The organism is Escherichia sp. E10V10 (genome assembly GCF_004211985.1).
Classification (GTDB): Bacteria; Pseudomonadota; Gammaproteobacteria; order Enterobacterales; family Enterobacteriaceae; genus Escherichia.
The window spans coordinates 1-18,866 of sequence record NZ_RHJO01000027.1; the positions used below are offsets into that span (position 1 = coordinate 1).

At 49.2% G+C, this 18,866-nt stretch carries 11 protein-coding genes and 1 pseudogene; 8 read left to right on the forward strand and 4 right to left on the reverse strand.

Translation table 11 applies throughout. The features are described 5' to 3' along the window. Both D9736_RS20325 and D9736_RS20330 read left to right on the forward strand, forming a co-directional pair. Positions 1-4,870 (forward strand): autotransporter outer membrane beta-barrel domain-containing protein (locus D9736_RS20325; RefSeq protein ID WP_130259045.1); only part of this gene is annotated, 4,870 nt, incomplete at its 5' end. Between the two features lie 206 nt (positions 4,871-5,076). Beyond that, a complete protein-coding gene (locus D9736_RS20330) occupies positions 5,077-5,943 on the forward strand; it encodes an aldo/keto reductase family oxidoreductase (RefSeq protein WP_130259046.1) in 867 nt (288 codons plus the stop codon). A 40-nt stretch (positions 5,944-5,983) separates the two neighbouring features. Here D9736_RS20330 and azoR read toward each other — a convergent pair whose 3' ends face one another. Then, the gene (azoR, locus tag D9736_RS20335; RefSeq protein ID WP_000048949.1) at positions 5,984-6,589 is read right to left on the reverse strand and encodes an FMN-dependent NADH-azoreductase; all 606 of its coding nucleotides are present in this window, start codon (positions 6,587-6,589) and stop codon (positions 5,984-5,986) included. 200 nt (positions 6,590-6,789) lie between these two features. Between azoR and hrpA the strand changes: the two genes are divergently transcribed. From hrpA to aldA, 3 genes are all read left to right on the forward strand, one after another. Then, positions 6,790-10,692, forward strand: coding sequence for an ATP-dependent RNA helicase HrpA (gene hrpA / locus D9736_RS20340; RefSeq protein WP_097444113.1), 3,903 nt, complete (start codon positions 6,790-6,792; stop codon positions 10,690-10,692). A 272-nt stretch (positions 10,693-10,964) separates the two neighbouring features. Then, the gene (ydcF, locus tag D9736_RS20345) at positions 10,965-11,765 is read left to right on the forward strand and encodes a DUF218 domain-containing protein YdcF (RefSeq protein ID WP_130259047.1); all 801 of its coding nucleotides are present in this window, start codon (positions 10,965-10,967) and stop codon (positions 11,763-11,765) included. A 195-nt stretch (positions 11,766-11,960) separates the two neighbouring features. Further along, positions 11,961-13,400 carry an aldehyde dehydrogenase gene (gene aldA / locus D9736_RS20350; RefSeq protein ID WP_130219266.1) on the forward strand — a complete coding sequence of 480 codons (1,440 nt, stop codon included), beginning with the start codon at positions 11,961-11,963 and terminating at the stop codon, positions 13,398-13,400. A 40-nt stretch (positions 13,401-13,440) separates the two neighbouring features. Here the strand turns inward: aldA and gap are convergent, their stop codons facing one another. Then, a complete protein-coding gene (gap, locus tag D9736_RS20355) occupies positions 13,441-14,442 on the reverse strand; it encodes a type I glyceraldehyde-3-phosphate dehydrogenase (protein ID WP_130259048.1) in 1,002 nt (333 codons plus the stop codon). Between the two features lie 188 nt (positions 14,443-14,630). Here gap and cybB point away from each other — a divergent pair, with 188 nt between their 5' ends. Together cybB and D9736_RS20365 are read left to right on the forward strand one after the other, a co-directional pair. Next, positions 14,631-15,161 (forward strand): cytochrome b561, encoded by a 531-nt coding sequence (gene cybB / locus D9736_RS20360; RefSeq protein ID WP_130219268.1) that lies wholly within the window; start codon positions 14,631-14,633, stop codon positions 15,159-15,161. A gap of 272 nt (positions 15,162-15,433) precedes the next feature. After that, entirely contained in the window at positions 15,434-15,607 is a 174-nt protein-coding gene (locus D9736_RS20365) for a hypothetical protein (RefSeq protein ID WP_130210233.1), read from the forward strand. 128 nt (positions 15,608-15,735) lie between these two features. Here the strand turns inward: D9736_RS20365 and hokB are convergent. Then, a pseudogene (gene hokB / locus D9736_RS23670) lies at positions 15,736-15,822 on the reverse strand (type I toxin-antitoxin system toxin HokB); the annotation flags it as partial. 399 nt (positions 15,823-16,221) lie between these two features. Here hokB and D9736_RS20375 point away from each other — a divergent pair. Next, positions 16,222-17,862: a methyl-accepting chemotaxis protein gene (locus D9736_RS20375; RefSeq protein ID WP_130259049.1), complete on the forward strand. Its 1,641-nt coding sequence runs from the start codon at positions 16,222-16,224 to the stop codon at positions 17,860-17,862. Between the two features lie 30 nt (positions 17,863-17,892). Here the strand turns inward: D9736_RS20375 and D9736_RS20380 are convergent, their stop codons facing one another. Further along, positions 17,893-18,816 (reverse strand): LysR substrate-binding domain-containing protein, encoded by a 924-nt coding sequence (locus tag D9736_RS20380; protein ID WP_130210229.1) that lies wholly within the window; start codon positions 18,814-18,816, stop codon positions 17,893-17,895. Between the last annotated feature and the right edge of the window lie 50 nt (positions 18,817-18,866).

The following is an 18,866-nucleotide window of genomic DNA, read 5'->3' on the forward strand; positions in this document are numbered from 1 at the left end:
GGAAATCAACGGCAATAACGGGAAAGTTATCCAGGACGGCGATCTGGACGTCAGTGGCGGCGGTCACGGCATTGATATCACCGGCGACAGTGCGACGGTGGACAACAACGGCACCATGACCGTCACCGATCCGGAATCCATCGGTATTCAGATCGACGGCGACCAGGCGGTTGTTAACAACGAAGGCGACAGCACCATCAGCAACGGCGGCACCGGTACGCAGATTAACGGTGACGACGCCACCGCCAACAACAACGGTAAAACCACCGTTGACGGTAAAGATGCCACTGGCACGGAAATCAACGGCAATAACGGAACCGTTATCCAGGACGGCGATCTGGACGTCAGCGGCGGGGCACACGGGATTGATATCACCGGCGACAGCGCGACGGTGGATAACAACGGCACCATGACCGTGACCGATCCGGAATCCATCGGTATTCAGATCGACGGCGACAAGGCGGTTGTTAATAATGAAGGCGACAGCACCATCAGCAACGGCGGCACCGGCACGCAGATTAACGGTGACGACGCCACCGCCAACAACAACGGTAAAACCACCGTTGATGGCAAGGATTCCACCGGTACGGAAATCAACGGCAATAACGGGACCGTTATCCAGGACGGCGATCTGGATGTTAGCGGCGGGGCACACGGGATTGATATCACCGGCGACAGCGCGACGGTGAACAACAAGGGTAACATTACTGTCACAGATGAAAAATCTGTTGGTATACAGATTGACGGCGACAAAGCGACTTTTGTTCAGACTGGGGATGTTGACGTAACAAACTTTGCTACAGGGTTTAATATTACAACCAATGATGGAGACGTCTCACTGGCTGGCGATATGCAGATTGGTGATTTCTCCACGGGGCTTGTGCTCAATGGTGACAGTAACCAATTAACGCTGGCTACAGCTGATCTGAATGTTACCGGGCAGTCAGCCTCTGGGGTCAATGTTATCGGTGATAACAATAATATTGATATTACCGGCAATGTTCGTGTCGATAAAAATCAGTTGGCTGATAATGGTGCTGAAAGTTTTTACGATGACTCCACTGGTATCAATATTAAAGGCAATAATAACAAGGCAAATCTGGACGGAAAGTTAACGGTTGTCGTAGACAGCGAAATGACTACTCGTGGCTACTCAAAATATGATGGCAGTCAGGAAAATATCTCTGGCCTGGTTGTCTCTGGTGATGATAACGTTATTAATTTGAATAACGGCATTCACCTTGTGGGTGAAGTCAATCAATTAGCGGATGGTTCTGTTATTGCATCAGAACGTAAAGGCTCTGGGAATATACCAGTTATTAGTGTTGATGGTAAGTCATCGGTGTATTTGAAAGGCGATTCAACAATTAGTGGTGATTTTCCATTAGGTTATGAAAATATTATCCAGTTAAGCAATAATGCGGTGTTGGAAGTCGATGCAGATGCCTCGATAAGTATGGGGGATATTCATTCCTATAACCATTATAACATGGCTGAATCACGAATTGTTGATGTTAAATCAGGTGCCAAAGCTGTCAATAATGGCGATATTGATCTATGGAATATAGGCTTTGCTACGGTTTCTGATGTGGGTTCAACAAGTATTAATAATGGCAGTATTACGCTTTCGCAATATTATTATGGCTCAGTAGAGACTGGCGGGGCTGGTTTCTTTGTAACGAGAAACGGTGAGGCTAGTAATAATGGTGTAATTACCGGGAAAGTAATGCAGCAACAAAGTGTGATGAATATATATTCCACACTTGGCGGCACTGTGCCTAATATTTTCTACAATAAAATATCCAGTATTACAGGAATGGAATCATTTGTTAATGGTTCTGTTGTCAACAGTATTGATGGAATTATTGATTTGTATGGGCGTGGTGTTATAGGCATGTTGGCTATTAATAACTCCACCGCCGATAATGCGGGGCAGATAAAATTAGACACGTTATGGGTTGATGTAAATGACACGACTACACTGGATGGTAATATAATGTCAACCAATGCCAGAGATTTTGGTGTGGGTATGGCGGTTGGTACAGATACGACGAGCGGTGCGAAAATCAATGCCACATCGACAAACCTGTTGGGTGGCATTATTACTGTCTATAACGCCGGTGCCGGAATGGCGGCCTATGGTACTGATAATACAGTTATCAATCAGGGTATTATCAATCTAGAGAAAAATGAAAATTATGATGATAGCCTGGGGGCGAATACACTGGTAGGTATGGCTGTATATCATGAAGGCACGGCTATCAATGATAAAACGGGCATAATTAACATTAATGTGGATCATGGTCAGGCATTTTATAATGATGGTACAGGAACAATTCTGAATTACGGCTCCATTAATTTGTTTGGTTCACCAATGGATGATGCTGATTCTCATATGGGAGCAGCAACAGAAAGTGGAGAATTATTGACAAAATTGAGTAAAAGCGGTGAGTCAATTACTACTACATCAGCTATAAATGAGTTTGTGACTGCAAAATCATTAGCCAATTACGGCAATGAAACTATTAACAGCAATTTAAATGCAACGAAATGGCTTTACAATGAAGATAATGCCAGTCTGACAATTAATGGTAATTTGAATATTGTGCAAGGACTGGAAAACAGTGGAGTGCTGGATTCTGATACCATTAATGCCAACGCCAGTATTTACAATCGTGCGACAGCAAGCATGACAACTGAGCTGCTGACCCTGAATGGTGGAATTAATTTCTACAACGAAGGGAAATTCAGCGGTGTTATTGAGGGAACCAGTTACAGACAAAGCGTTGTCAACACTGGTGAAATGGCAGTTACTGCTGATGGTAAATCATTAATGAATGGCAGTTTCGTACTGTATAACGAAGCAGATTCAACGCTCAGTAATAGCGGAAATGCTATTGCAGGAGGTGAAAACACCATTGTTAATGTGACTCGCCCCAATGACTCGCTTGCGCAGGTTAACCGTGGCACGATTACCGCCACTAACGGTTACAGTGCTATTAAAACAGCAAGTACAGGATCAAACAGTAACGGTAAATGGATCTGGAATACGGAAACAGGTGTTATTAATGGTATTAATCCAGATGCTCCGTTGATTGATTTAGGCCGTGGGTATAATTTCGCAAATGCCGGGGTAATCAATATTCAGGGTGATGGGGCAGTTGCTATTAGCTGCGGAACGACCAGTTATACTGTCCAGTTGGTGAACAGTGGTACGATTAATGTCGGCACCGAGCAGGGTCAGGCTGATGGAACTAATGGTGAGGGGCTGATTGGTATCAAAGGAAATGGTTCTGCAACGACGATTAATAATACTCAAGAGGGCGTTATTAATGTTTACGCAGATAATTCATGGGCGTTTGGTGGCTCGACTAAAGCGATTGTGAATAATGGGATTATCAACCTGCTGTGTAATATTGATTGCGATATTTATGCACCAAATACAACAGGGACGAGAAATGATCATGATGGTACTGTTGATATCACTGTACCGAATGCTTCTGCGACACCAGGACAGGGCAACGTACCTGCTGCGCCTGTTGAGTCAGTTACCCAGCAAAAACTCACCAATTACACCATTGGTACCAACAGTGACGGAAGTTCCGGCACGCTGAAAGCCAATAATTTGGTCATAAGTGACAACGTCACGGTTAATACTGGATTCAGTGCCGGTACTGCTGATACCAGCGTAGTGATTGATGATGTTTTCAAAGGTGAAAATATCAGCGGCGTGGAGAATATCACTTCCTCCACAGTTGTCTGGAACGCTAAGGGCAGCACCGATGCCAACGGCAACGTTGACGTCACCATGAGTAAAAACGCCTACACCGAGGTAGCAACTGATTCTTCGGTGAATGGTGTCGCGAAGGCACTGGATGCGGGTTACACCAACAACGAACTGTTTACCAGCCTGAACGTCGGCACGATTGCCGAACTGAACAGCGCACTTAAGCAAATTAGTGGCAGCCAGGCGACCACGGTATTCCGGGAAGCGCGCGTGTTAAGCAACCGCTTTAGTATGCTGGCGGATGCCGCGCCGAAAGTGGGTAACGGCCTGGCGTTCAACGTTGTAGCGAAAGGCGATCCGCGTGCCGAGTTAGGTAATAATACCGAATACGACATGCTGGCATTGCGTAAAACCATCGACCTGAGCGAAAGCCAGACGATGAGTCTGGAGTACGGTATAGCTCACCTCGATGGCGACGGTGCTCAGAAAGCGGGTGATAATGGCGTAACCGGTGGCTACAGCCAGTTCTTTGGCCTGAAACATCAGATGTCCTTCGACAATGGCATGAACTGGAATAACGCATTGCGTTATGACGTTCACAACCTTGACAGCAGTCGTTCGATTGCATTTAGCAGCACGAACAAAACGGCTGATACCGACGTGAAGCAGCAGTACCTGGAGTTCCGCAGCGAAGGGGCGAAGACTTTCGAACCGAGCGAAGGGCTGAAGATCACGCCATATGCGGGTGTAAAACTGCGTCACACACTGGAAGGTGGCTATCAGGAACGCAATGCCGGAGACTTTAACCTGAGCATGAACAGCGGCAGCGAAACGGCGGTAGACAGCATCGTCGGGCTGAAACTGGACTACGCAGGTAAAGACGGCTGGAGCGCAAACGCCACGCTGGAAGGCGGGCCTAACCTGAGCTATGCGAAGAGCCAGCGTACGGCAAGCCTGGCAGGCGCAGGTAGTCAGCACTTTAACGTCGATGACGGTCAGAAGGGCGGCGGCATCAACAGCCTGGCAAGCGTCGGCGTGAAGTACAGCAGCAAAGAAAGTTCGCTGAATCTGGATGCGTACAACTGGAAAGAGGACGGCATCAGCGACAAAGGTGTGATGCTGAACTTCAAGAAAACGTTCTAATTTTTAGCATGTGATACACAAACCGCAACGCTGATACAGGTTGCGGTTTTTTTTTGCCGGATGCGATTCTTGACGCGTTTTGTATTGGTGTCTTTCAGGACAACAGAGCAACTCATCCAGTAATCTTGTTTACGCCTTCGCATTATTTATCTCTTTTCATTTCTATACTGATTTTCTTAATCCGTTTTATTACAGGGCAGGGTGCGATGAGCAGCAACACATTTACTCTCGGTACAAAATCCGTTAATCGTCTTGGTTACGGTGCAATGCAACTGGCAGGTCCTGGGGTTTTTGGCCCCCCAAGGGATCGCCATGTTGCTATTACCGTGCTGCGCGAGGCGCTGGCATTGGGCGTCAATCACATTGATACCAGCGACTTTTATGGCCCGCACGTCACCAATCAGATTATCCGCGAAGCGCTTTATCCTTATTCTGACGACCTGACAATTGTCACTAAAATTGGTGCGCGGCGTGGTGAGGATGCTTCCTGGTTGCCCGCATTTTCTCCGGCGGAGCTGCAAAAAGCGGTGCACGATAATCTACGTAATCTCGGCCTGGACGTACTGGATGTAGTAAATCTGCGCGTAATGTTTGGCGATGGTCACGGCCCAGCGGAAGGATCGATTGAAGCCAGCCTGACCGTGCTGACGGAGCTGCAACAACAAGGGCTGGTAAAACATATTGGCCTGAGTAAAGTTACACCGACGCAGGTTGCAGAGGCACGTAAGATTACCGAAATCGTCTGTGTGCAAAACGAATACAACATCGCGCACCGTGCTGATGACGCAATGATTGATGCTTTGGCTCGTGACGGCATTGCCTACGTGCCGTTCTTCCCGCTCGGGGGCTTTACGCCGCTGCAATCCTCCACGCTTTCCGATGTTGCTACAAGCCTTAATGCGACACCAATGCAGGTGGCGCTGGCGTGGTTGTTACAGCGTTCACCGAATATTTTGCTGATTCCTGGCACCTCTTCGGTGGGACATCTGCGGGAGAATATGGCGTCCGATGAATTAGTGCTAACGGATGACGTGCTGGCAACGCTGGACAGTATTGCGCAAAAGACGGGTTAAATAAAAAAACCTCCCACTTTCGTGGGAGGCATCATAAATCTTATTCAGCAACAATACTGTCGATAGCTGCTTTCGCGTCAGACTGCGCTTTCGCTGCCATTTCCGGACCGTATGCGATCCCTTCGGCGAAGACGAATTTCACATCGGTAATGCCGATAAAGCCGAGGAACGTGGACAGATACGGCGTCACCAGGTCCGTTGGTCCATCTTTATGGATCCCGCCGCGGCTGGTAATAACGATGGCTTTTTTACCCGTTACCAGACCTTCCGGACCGTTCTCGGTATAGCGGAAAGTAACGCCTGCGCGTGCAACCAGGTCAAAATAGTTTTTCAACTGAGTCGAGATGTTGAAGTTGTACATCGGTGCCGCAATAACGATAACGTCGTGGGCTTTCAGCTCGGCAATCAGCTCATCGGAAAGCGCCAGAGCTTCCTGCTGACGCGGAGTCAGCGGCGCATCGCTCGGACGCAGAGCGCCAACCAGTTCGCCATCCAGTACCGGAATTGGATTTGCAGCCAGGTCGCGAACGGTGATTTCATCAGCGGAGTGCTTTTCGCGCCATTGTTCAACAAAATAATCGGACAACTGATTAGACTGAGAGTACCCTGCCAGGATGCTGGATTTAAGAACTAATACCTTGCTCATGGTGTTTCCTTATAGATATTTGAATGGGCGATGCCCCGTTTCTTGTTGACACTTTATTCACAATCCTGCCACAGAGATAGCGCAATAAATCGAAGCCTATGTTCGAATTTATTGAACAACGCATAGAAAGCCGCGATGTGGTACTCTATATCTATCATTTCAAAGAAAATTAATCAGGCAGACTACTGCCCACTAACGTTATGACAGAACAACAAAAATTGACCTTTACGGCCTTGCAGCAGCGGCTGGATTCGCTGATGCTGCGTGACAGACTGCGTTTTTCTCGCCGTCTGCACGGCGTGAAGAAGGTTAAAAATCCTGATGCACAACAGGCCATTTTCCAGGAGATGGCGAAAGAGATTGACCAGGCGGCAGGGAAAGTCCTGCTGCGTGAAGCGGCACGACCGGAAATTACTTACCCGGACAATTTGCCGGTTAGTCAGAAAAAACAGGACATTCTCGAAGCAATTCGTGATCACCAGGTGGTGATCGTCGCCGGGGAAACGGGTTCCGGTAAAACGACTCAGCTACCGAAAATCTGTATGGAGCTGGGGCGCGGGATTAAAGGGCTGATCGGCCATACCCAGCCGCGTCGCCTGGCGGCACGAACGGTGGCGAACCGTATTGCGGAAGAGCTGAAAACGGAGCCGGGCGGTTGCATCGGTTACAAAGTGCGTTTCAGCGATCACGTAAGTGATAACACGATGGTCAAGCTGATGACCGATGGGATCCTGCTGGCGGAGATCCAGCAAGACCGCCTGCTGATGCAGTACGACACCATCATTATTGACGAAGCGCACGAACGTAGCCTGAATATCGATTTTCTGCTCGGCTATTTGAAAGAGTTGCTGCCGCGGCGTCCTGACCTAAAAATTATTATCACTTCCGCGACTATCGACCCGGAACGCTTTTCGCGCCACTTTAATAATGCGCCGATTATCGAAGTCTCCGGTCGGACCTATCCGGTGGAAGTGCGCTATCGCCCGATTGTTGAAGAAGCCGATGACACCGAGCGCGACCAGTTGCAGGCGATTTTTGACGCCGTAGATGAACTGAGCCAGGAAAGCCCTGGCGACATTCTGATCTTTATGAGCGGCGAGCGAGAAATTCGCGATACCGCCGATGCGCTGAACAAGCTGAACTTACGCCATACCGAAATCTTGCCGCTTTATGCACGGCTTTCCAACAGCGAACAGAACCGCGTGTTCCAGTCGCACAGCGGGCGACGCATTGTACTGGCGACCAACGTCGCGGAAACCTCGCTGACCGTACCGGGGATTAAATACGTTATCGACCCAGGTACGGCGCGTATCAGCCGCTACAGCTATCGCACCAAAGTGCAGCGATTGCCGATTGAGCCCATTTCGCAGGCTTCAGCCAATCAGCGTAAAGGCCGCTGTGGTCGTGTGTCAGAAGGGATCTGTATTCGTCTCTATTCCGAAGACGATTTCCTCTCGCGCCCGGAGTTTACCGATCCGGAGATTCTGCGTACCAACCTGGCCTCGGTTATTTTGCAGATGACCGCGCTGGGGCTGGGCGATATCGCCGCGTTCCCGTTTGTCGAAGCGCCAGATAAACGCAATATCCAGGATGGTGTGCGTCTGCTTGAAGAACTGGGCGCGATCACCACGGATGAACAGGCCAGCGCCTATAAACTGACGCCGCTCGGTCGCCAGCTCTCGCAGTTGCCTGTCGACCCACGTCTGGCGCGTATGGTGCTGGAAGCGCAAAAACATGGCTGCGTGCGTGAGGCGATGATTATCACGTCCGCACTCTCCATTCAGGATCCGCGCGAGCGTCCGATGGATAAACAGCAGGCATCGGACGAAAAACATCGTCGCTTCCACGACAAAGAGTCTGACTTCCTGGCGTTTGTGAATCTGTGGAATTATCTTGGCGAGCAGCAAAAGGCGCTTTCTTCAAACGCCTTCCGTCGCCTGTGTCGTACCGATTATCTCAACTATCTGCGCGTGCGCGAATGGCAGGATATCTACACTCAGCTGCGCCAGGTAGTGAAAGAACTAGGCATTCCGGTTAACAGCGAACCGGCGGAGTATCGCGAAATTCACATTGCGTTGCTGACTGGTTTGCTTTCCCATATCGGCATGAAAGATGCCGATAAACAAGAATATACCGGCGCACGTAACGCGCGTTTTTCCATCTTCCCCGGTTCCGGTTTATTCAAAAAGCCGCCGAAATGGGTGATGGTGGCGGAACTGGTAGAAACCAGCCGCCTGTGGGGGCGCATTGCGGCACGCATCGATCCGGAATGGGTGGAACCCGTCGCTCAGCATTTGATTAAACGCACCTACAGTGAACCGCACTGGGAACGGGCGCAGGGCGCGGTGATGGCAACGGAAAAAGTCACCGTTTATGGCTTGCCGATTGTCGCCGCACGTAAGGTTAACTACAGCCAGATTGATCCTGCGCTGTGTCGTGAACTCTTTATTCGCCATGCGCTGGTGGAAGGTGACTGGCAGACGCGTCACGCTTTCTTCCGCGAAAACCTGAAACTGCGGGCAGAAGTGGAAGAGCTGGAACACAAATCACGTCGCCGCGATATTCTGGTTGATGACGAAACATTGTTTGAGTTCTACGACCAGCGCATCAGCCACGATGTAATCTCCGCTCGTCACTTCGACAGCTGGTGGAAAAAAGTCAGCCGCGAAACGCCTGATTTGCTCAACTTTGAAAAGAGCATGTTGATCAAAGAAGGTGCGGAAAAAATCAGCAAGCTGGATTACCCGAACTTCTGGCATCAGGGCAATCTCAAGCTGCGTTTAAGCTATCAGTTTGAGCCCGGCGCGGATGCTGACGGTGTGACCGTACATATTCCGCTGCCGTTACTTAACCAGGTTGAGGAAAGCGGGTTCGAGTGGCAGATCCCCGGTCTGCGCCGCGAACTGGTGATTGCTCTGATTAAATCGTTGCCAAAACCGGTACGCCGTAATTTTGTACCCGCGCCAAACTACGCCGAAGCGTTTTTAGGCCGCGTCACACCGCTGGAGTTACCGTTGCTCGACAGCCTTGAGCGCGAGCTACGGCGGATGACCGGCGTTACCGTTGACCGCGAAGACTGGCACTGGGATCAGGTGCCTGATCACCTGAAAATCACCTTCCGCGTGGTGGATGACAAAAACAAGAAGCTAAAAGAAGGGCGCTCATTACAAGATCTGAAAGATGCGCTGAAAGGCAAAGTGCAGGAAACGCTGTCTGCGGTGGCGGATGACGGTATCGAGCAGAGCGGCTTACATATCTGGAGTTTTGGTCAGCTGCCGGAAAGCTACGAACAGAAGCGTGGCAACTACAAAGTGAAGGCGTGGCCGGCGCTGGTGGATGAGCGCGACAGTGTTGCGATCAAACTGTTTGATAACCCGCTGGAGCAAAAGCAGGCAATGTGGAACGGTCTTCGCCGTCTACTGCTGCTGAATATTCCATCGCCGATCAAGTATTTACATGAAAAGTTACCGAACAAAGCCAAGCTGGGACTGTACTTTAACCCGTATGGCAAAGTGCTGGAGCTGATTGACGACTGTATCTCCTGCGGTGTGGATCAACTGATCGACGCCAATGGTGGCCCGGTCTGGACGGAAGAAGGCTTTGCTGCGCTGCATGAAAAAGTCCGCGCTGAACTGAACGACACGGTGGTGGATATTGCGAAGCAGGTCGAGCAAATCCTCACTGCGGTGTTCAATATCAACAAACGTCTGAAAGGGCGGGTGGATATGACGATGGCGCTGGGACTGTCGGATATCAAAGCGCAGATGGGCGGGCTGGTGTATCGCGGTTTTGTCACTGGTAACGGCTTCAAACGCCTGGGCGACACGCTGCGTTATTTGCAGGCGATAGAAAAACGACTGGAAAAATTGGCGATTGATCCACATCGCGACCGTGCACAGATGCTGAAAGTCGAAAACGTCCAGCAGGCGTGGCAGCAATGGATCAACAAACTGCCGCCTGCACGTCGTGAGGATGAAGACGTGAAAGAGATCCGCTGGATGATAGAAGAGCTGCGCGTTAGTTACTTCGCTCAACAACTTGGTACACCTTATCCGATTTCAGATAAGCGTATTTTGCAGGCGATGGAGCAGATTAGCGGTTAACCCTGCTATTTGCCTGATAAATCTAAAACCCGGTAAGCATTTAGCGCCGGGTTTTTTATTAATTCTAAAAACGGTAAGGGCAAAAATTGGGAAATTCAGAAAAATACAATTCTCTGCTGCAAGATGAATAATGTTTATCTACAGCTTTTCCGTAAAAGATATGTCAGGCTTGCGGAGAGACGGTTAAGGAAATACGGCTTCCTCCTTTCAGAGTGCTCCGCTTCTCATTATTATCTCACGCAGTATTCTTAAGGGAACGATAAGGAGGGACCATGAATATTAACCCGTTTCCGACGCTTTCAGCGTCAACCATTGATGCTATAAACGTTATCGGTCGATGGCTGGCGCAGGATGATTTCTCCGGTGAAGCTCCGTATCAGGCCGATTGCGTGATCCTTGCAGGCAATGCTGTCATTCCCACTATCGATGCCGCTTGTAAGATTGCAAGAGATCAGCAAATTCCTTTACTGATTAGTGGTGGTATTGGTCACTCGACAACTTTTTTGTATAGCGCCATTGCACAGCATCCGCACTACAACACTATCCGCACCACTGGCAGGGCAGAAGCTACCATCCTTGCGGATATCGCCCATCAGTTTTGGCATATTCCACATGAAAAAGTCTGGATTGAAGATCAGTCAACTAACTGTGGAGAAAATGCCCGTTTCAGTATCGCATTATTGAATCAGTTAGCAGAGCGAGTCCATACCACGATTGTCGTCCAGGATCCCACTATGCAACGCCGCACCATGGCGACGTTCCGTCGTATAACAGGAGATAATCCTGATGCGCCTCGCTGGCTAAGTTATCCGGGATTCGTACCACAGTTGGGAAATGATGCAGGCAGCGTGACGTTTGCTAATCCGCTGACAGGACTATGGCCAGTTGAGCGATATTTGTCCCTACTTACTGGCGAGCTGCCACGCTTGCGCGATGACAGCGATGGCTATGGACCGCGCGGACGCGATTTTATCGTTCACGTCGATTTTCCGTCAGAAGTTACGCAGGCATGGCAGCTATTACAGCATGACGCAGTGCTTATTGAGGCAATGGAGAGTCGTTCACTGCGCTAATAATTGCCCGTTTGTGAACAAATGATTGCAAACGGGTAATAATCTGATCTTTTTCTTCCTCTCTTTATTCCCGTCGTATCTCTTTTTATGAAGCCTTTCACAAAATTGCACATCCACGATGCCTTCTCTGCTGTGATTGATGTTAATTAACATATGAATCACAAAATATAAACATATCAATCGCAGGAGTAGCCCATGTCTGTACCCGTTCAACATCCTATGTATATCGATGGACAGTTTGTCACCTGGCGCGGCGACGCATGGATTGATGTGGTTAACCCCGCAACAGAGGCAGTGATTTCCCGCATTCCTGATGGTCAGGCTGAAGATGCTCGCAAAGCAATCGATGCAGCAGAGCGTGCACAGCCAGAATGGGAAGCATTACCCGCGATTGAACGAGCGAACTGGTTACGGAAAATCTCTGCGGGGATCCGCGAACGGGCCAGTGAAATTAGCTCATTGATCGTCGAGGAAGGTGGCAAAATTCAACAGCTGGCCGAAGTCGAAGTCGCTTTTACTGCTGACTATATCGATTACATGGCGGAATGGGCTCGTCGCTACGAGGGCGAGATTATTCAAAGTGATCGTCCTGGGGAAAACATCCTGCTGTTTAAACGTGCGTTGGGCGTAACGACCGGTATCCTACCGTGGAACTTCCCGTTTTTCCTGATTGCTCGCAAAATGGCGCCAGCTCTTCTCACAGGTAATACCATCGTCATCAAACCGAGCGAATTTACGCCAAACAATGCGATCGCATTTGCTAAAATCGTCGACGAAATCGGCCTACCACGCGGCGTGTTTAACCTTGTGTTAGGACGCGGTGAAACGGTTGGTCAGGAGTTGGCGGGTAATCCAAAAGTCGCTATGGTCAGCATGACAGGCAGCGTCGCTGCCGGAGAAAAAATCATGGCAACCGCGGCGAAAAATATCACCAAAGTGTGTCTGGAGCTGGGGGGCAAAGCCCCTGCTATCGTGATGGATGACGCCGATCTTGAATTGGCCGTCAAAGCCATTGTTGATTCACGCGTGATAAATACCGGGCAGGTGTGCAACTGTGCGGAACGTGTTTATGTGCAGAAAGGTATTTACGATCGCTTTGTTAATCGACTGGGCGAGGCAATGCAGGCGGTTAAATTTGGCAACCCCGCCGAGCGTAACGACATTGCGATGGGGCCGCTGATTAACGCTGCGGCTCTGGAAAGGGTGGAACAAAAGGTAGCGCGGGCAGTAGAAGAGGGCGCGAGAATCGCGTTGGGTGGTAAGGCTGTAGAAGGGAAAGGTTATTATTATCCGCCAACGTTGCTTTTGGATGTCCGACAGGAAATGTCCATTATGCACGAAGAAACCTTTGGGCCAGTGCTGCCGGTAGTCGCTTTTGACACGCTGGAACAGGCTATCTCCATGGCCAACGACAGCGATTATGGCCTGACGTCATCGATATATACCGAGAATCTTAACGTGGCGATGAAAGCCATCAAAGGACTCAAGTTTGGCGAAACCTACATCAACCGAGAAAACTTCGAAGCTATGCAAGGTTTCCATGCTGGATGGCGTAAGTCGGGTATTGGCGGCGCAGATGGCAAACATGGTTTGCATGAGTATCTACAGACTCAGGTGGTCTATTTGCAGTCGTAAGATATGAAAGAGGCGGAGGTTTTTCCTCCGCCAGCGCGGGTCAGAGTTTGGCGAATTTTTCCAGAGTACGAATGAGTTGAGTGACAAAACCATACTCGTTATCGTACCAGGCGACGGTCTTCACCAGTTGTAAATCGCCCACTGCGGTGATTTCCGTTTGGGTCGCATCAAACACCGAACCAAAATGGCTGCCAATGATATCGGAAGAGACAATTTCTTCGTCGGCATAACCAAATGACTCGTTATTGGTCGTTGCTTTTTTAAGTGCGTTATTCACCTCTTCAGCAGTCACTTTTTTCCCCAGGATAGACACCAGCTCGGTCACTGAACCGGTTTTCACTGGCACGCGTTGCGCATGACCTTTAAGTTTGCCGCTAAGTTCCGGGATCACCAGACCAATGGCTTTTGCCGCACCGGTAGTGTGGGGGATGATATTTTCCGCCGCCGCCCGCGATGCACGTAAATCTTTACCACGCGGACCATCCACCAGAGACTGGGTGCCGGTATAGGCATGGATCGTTGTCATTGTGCCAACTTCTATCCCAAAACTGTCATGCAATGCTTTGGCCATCGGCGCAAGACAGTTGGTTGTGCATGACGCCACAGAAATAATGGTGTCGTTGCCATCCAGAGTTCCATCATTGACGTTATAAACGATGGTTTTCATTTCTCCTGCCGGAGCGGAAATCAACACCTTCTTCGCGCCAGCGTCCAGATGCGCCTGGGATTTTTCTGCGGAAGTATAAAAACCGGTACATTCAATGACAATTTCAGCCCCTTTTACTTTCCAGGGGATATTTTTCGCGTCTTTTTCGGCGTAAACCGCAATACTTTTTCCATCAACAATAAGTGAATCCTCTGTGAAATCGACGCTCCAGGGGAAAGGACCGTAGTTTGAATCGTGCTTTAGTAGGTAGGCGAGAATTTTCGGAGATGTAAGATCATTAATGGCGACAACGTCAATGTTACTTTTAATCTCAAGTAGCCGACGTAATACCAGCCGGCCGATACGACCAAAACCGTTAATGCCAACTTTGCTCATGGTTTTCTCCAGTCAAGAACTTGTGGGTAAAAATTAGTCCTTTCCAGGCTTAGACCAGGATGACAGGATGGGCAATCTACATTTTTGCCATGAAACGTAACGTACTGAAAACGGGTGAACAATATTTAATGAAATTTTAAGAAAAGCTCGTTATGTTAACGGCAAATTGTGTTAAAGCAGGAAATGTTATGGGAATTAGATATTCAAGGTTACAAATTGGCATTCACTGGCTGGTCTTTTTGCTGGTTATTGCAGCCTATTGTGCAATGGAGTTTCGTGGTTTTTTCCCGCGTAGCGATCGTCCGGTGATCAACATGATCCACGTTTCATGTGGCATCTCAATTCTCGTGCTGATGGTGCTTCGACTGTTACTCAGATTGAAATACCCAACGCCGCCCATTGTACCGAAACCCAGGCCCATGATGACGGGACTCGCTCATTTGGGACATTTGGTGATCTATCTCCTGTTTATTGTATTGCCAGTGATTGGTTTGGTGATGATGTATAACCGGGGTAATCCGTGGTTTGCGTTTGGTCTGACGATGCCTTACGCGTCAGAGGCCAATTTTGACCTGGTGGATAGATTAAAGTGGTGGCATGAAACGTTGGCCAATCTGGGATATTTCGTTATCGGGCTTCATGCGGCTGCAGCTCTGGCGCACCACTATTTCTGGAAAGACAACACGCTTCTGCGCATGATGCCGCGTAAGCGCTCCTGAGGGTATTAGAAGAAAGCGCCTGTACTAAACCAGACCCGTGGTACAGGCGAAGAATACGGGCCTACATCGGAAGCGCCTATTATATTTATTTGTATGACAAATAAAACCATAATCCGAGTTTATATGTTCAACGGGTTGATATTTAATCAACATATCTACTGTTAAGATTGAAATTCAATTTCCCCAATCCTTGATCTCCCTAAGTGAAATAAAGACCGCACGGCGTATAACTTTTATACCGAACATAAGATTCGGCAAGCCATGGAGGTTGTATGAAAAAGTTGCTCTTTATTTTACTGATGGGATTACTGATGTCTTTTTATGTTGATGCCGGGCGCAAACCCTGTTCTGGTGCGAAAGGGGGGATCTCTCACTGTACTGCAGGCGGCAAATTTGTCTGTAATGATGGTTCTATCAGCGCATCGAAAAAAACATGCACTAACTAAAAGGGGCGCCATGAGAAAATGAACTCGTCAACCAGATGTGCGGGGAGTGCTCCCCGCGCAGGCCCTTACCTGGACTGACAGGCCATGAGAGCCGCCACCTCCTTATCACCGTCCCGGAATCGCAGTTCGTAGAGCGTTTGTCGGGTCAGGAGTGTGAATGTCAGAATCGTGATACAGATAATGAGCAGACACACCACCAGGGGGTTGCGCTTCATAGCCTTTTCTCCTTGCCGGATGGCGGGTAAGAGGCTAACATCCGAATTGTGTGGTTCATTCGTCGGCCTCGGTTGATAGAAATATCGGTCGGGGCCTTCGTCTTTCTGATTCCCGGTAAGCCTGAAAACAGAAAGTCTCAGGCGCCCGCAAACATCCTATGCAATTACCCTTACCAGCGAAATAATCACTTCACGAAATTGCGTGGCATTTTCCAGAATTTTTCGTAATACGCCTTACAAGGTATAACTACTCGTAAGTCTCTTTATTCCGATGGTAATAATCTCTCATCGCAAAAATTGTTGTAAAAATGTGATATGAACAGGTTTTTGCCAGTAAGCAATTACCATCGATTGCCGATGACTCTCTATCGGGAGTAACCAGGAAGAGAGACAACGGTCATGAATACAACATCCTCACACCGCTTAGGCTTTTTACATCACATCAGGCTGGTTCCATTATTTGCCTGCATTCTTGGCGGCATCCTGTTTCTGTTTGCCTTGAGTTCATCCCTGTCGGGGTATTTTCTCTGGCAGGCAGACCGCGATCAGCGCGACGTCAGCGACGAGATCCAGATACGCACGGGTTTAGCAAACAGCTCTGATTTATTGCGTTCAGCCCGGATCAATATGATTCAGGCCGGGGCAGCAAGTCGTATCGCTGAAATGGAAGAGATGAAGCGAAATATTGCGCAAGCGGAATTGCAAATAAAGCAATCGCAACAAGGCTATAACGTTTACCGTACTCGTCTGGTGAAAACGCCCGCTGACGATGCGCTGGACGGAGAATTAAATCAGCGTTTCCAGGCTTATATTTCCGGTCTGCAACCCATGTTGAAATATGCCAAAAATGGCATGTTTGAAGCCATTATCAATCATGAAAGTGAGCAGATCAGAACGCTTGATAATGCCTATAACCAGCAGTTAAGCAAAGCCATTGAAATACGTAGCGCCAGAGCTAACCAGCTAGCGGAACAGGCGCATCAGCGTACTCGTCTGGGAGGGATGTTTATGATTGGCGCATTTATACTTGCGCTGGTTATGACGCTGATAACCTTTATGGTATTACGCCGAATTGTCATTCGTCCTCTGCAACATGCCGCCCAACGGATTGAAAAAATAGCCAGTGGCGATCTGACTTTGGTTGACGAATCCACCGGCCGCAGTGAAATTGGCCGCTTAAGTCGCCATCTACAGCAAATGCAGCATTCGCTGGCGCTGACGGTGGGAACGGTGCGCCAGGGAGCAGAAGAGATCTATCGTGGCACCAGTGAGATTTCTGCCGGTAATGCTGACCTTTCCTCACGCACCGAAGAACAAGCGGCGGCAATTGAACAAACCGCCGCCAGCATGGAGCAACTCACCGCGACAGTGAAGCAAAATTCTGATAACGCACATCATGCCAGCAAACTGGCGCAAGAGGCCTCAAGTAAAGCCGGTGATGGCGGACAAACAGTTTCCGGTGTAGTGCGGACAATGGGTAATATCTCCAGTAGCTCGAAGAAAATTTCTGAAATCACGGCTGTTATCAATAGTATTGCCTTCCAGACCAATATCCTGGCGCTCAACGCCGCTGTTGAAGCCGCACGAGCCGGTGAGCAAGGGCGGGGATTTGCCGTTGTCGCCAGCGAAGTGCGTACACTTGCAAGCCGTAGCGCCCAGGCGGCGAAAGAGATTGAAGGCTTGATCAGTGAGTCCGTCAGGTTGATTGGCCAGGGGGCCGATGAGGTGGCAACGGCAGGGAAAACCATGAGCGCTATTGTTGATGCTGTGGCGAGCGTCACACATATCATGCAAGAAATAGCTGCCGCCTCAGATGAACAAAGCAGAGGTATCACACAAGTTAGCCAGGCGATTTCTGAAATGGATAAAGTGACGCAACAGAACGCTTCTCTGGTGGAAGAGGCTTCAGCTGCGGCGGTATCTCTTGAAGAACAGGCGGCGCGGTTAACGGAAGCCGTGGATGTGTTCCGTCTGAAGAAACAACCAGTTCAGGCGGATCAACAAGGAACAGGGAATTCAGTGAGTTTGGCAACGGTGTGATAAAAAAGGGATCGTAAGATCCCTTACTTTTCAGAACGGCATTGATTTTCGAATGGCGTTAATCATCAACTGACAACCGGAAGAGAGTGTTGCATCTACGCGGGTCAGTATTCCAATAGGTTCGCCTGCTCCATGCCCCGGAACAGGCAGGGCCACCAGCGTGGCATGACGCAGGTCGTCTTTCACAGCGCCAGAAGGAACAAACCACACATAGTCGTATTCAACCGTAAGCTGACGTGAAAGTGATGCAGACAACGTTTCAATACAGCCTGAAGGAATTTTACATCCCTGGCTTTTTACTAATGCCTCTGAATGCTGCCGTGGCGCGGTGCCTTCTGGTGATACGACAACAGGCCATTCCAGTACCCGACTTAACGTTACGTTCTCCTGAAGCAGGGGGTGATTAGGCCTGACAACTAACTTAAGTGATTCGAGAAACAGCAGCTCGTAATTAAGTCCGGTCATCAGTTCAGGATCTGACATCCGACCAACACCAATATCGATTTCCCCTGTTTTTAATCCCGCAAGGATCATCGTGTTACTCATGGTGGCAACTTGCAGTGTGGTTTCTTTTTGTTGCTGATGAAACTGACCTATAACCGAAGGTAATATCCCTAGTGCCGCGGTTGGTAGCGCGCCCACTCTGACGACATCATTGTTAAGGCCTTCTTTACGATTAAGTGATTGTCCAGCGGTGTTGATGGCGTCAAGAACTCGGACTGCGTGAGTTAAAAATTGCTCGCCAGGTAAGGTGAGCTGCGCGCCTTGACGTCCTCGGTCGAACAGGCGAGCCCCCGTCAATTGTTCCAGCTCATTCAATGTCTTAGAGAGTGCCGGTTGACTCAGGTTAAGGGTTTCAGCCGCGCGCCCCAAAGTTCCTTGTTGTGCGACAGCTACGAATGTATGAAGGTGGCGCAAACGGATGCGCTGACTAAACAGACTATTTTTTTCCATAAGCGATGTTAAAAACGAAGCGGTGCCGCTGACAAGTGATGTTGTTTGAT

Coding starts and splice junctions, on each gene's coding strand:
- D9736_RS20330 (WP_130259046.1), top strand. CDS start 5,077: ATGAGCAGCAACACATTTACTCTCGGTACAAAATCCGTTAATCGTCTT.
- azoR (WP_000048949.1), bottom strand. CDS start 6,589: ATGAGCAAGGTATTAGTTCTTAAATCCAGCATCCTGGCAGGGTACTCT.
- hrpA (WP_097444113.1), top strand. CDS start 6,790: ATGACAGAACAACAAAAATTGACCTTTACGGCCTTGCAGCAGCGGCTG.
- ydcF (WP_130259047.1), top strand. CDS start 10,965: ATGAATATTAACCCGTTTCCGACGCTTTCAGCGTCAACCATTGATGCT.
- aldA (WP_130219266.1), top strand. CDS start 11,961: ATGTCTGTACCCGTTCAACATCCTATGTATATCGATGGACAGTTTGTC.
- gap (WP_130259048.1), bottom strand. CDS start 14,442: ATGAGCAAAGTTGGCATTAACGGTTTTGGTCGTATCGGCCGGCTGGTA.
- cybB (WP_130219268.1), top strand. CDS start 14,631: ATGGGAATTAGATATTCAAGGTTACAAATTGGCATTCACTGGCTGGTC.
- D9736_RS20365 (WP_130210233.1), top strand. CDS start 15,434: ATGAAAAAGTTGCTCTTTATTTTACTGATGGGATTACTGATGTCTTTT.
- D9736_RS20375 (WP_130259049.1), top strand. CDS start 16,222: ATGAATACAACATCCTCACACCGCTTAGGCTTTTTACATCACATCAGG.
- D9736_RS20380 (WP_130210229.1), bottom strand. CDS start 18,816: ATGGAAAAAAATAGTCTGTTTAGTCAGCGCATCCGTTTGCGCCACCTT.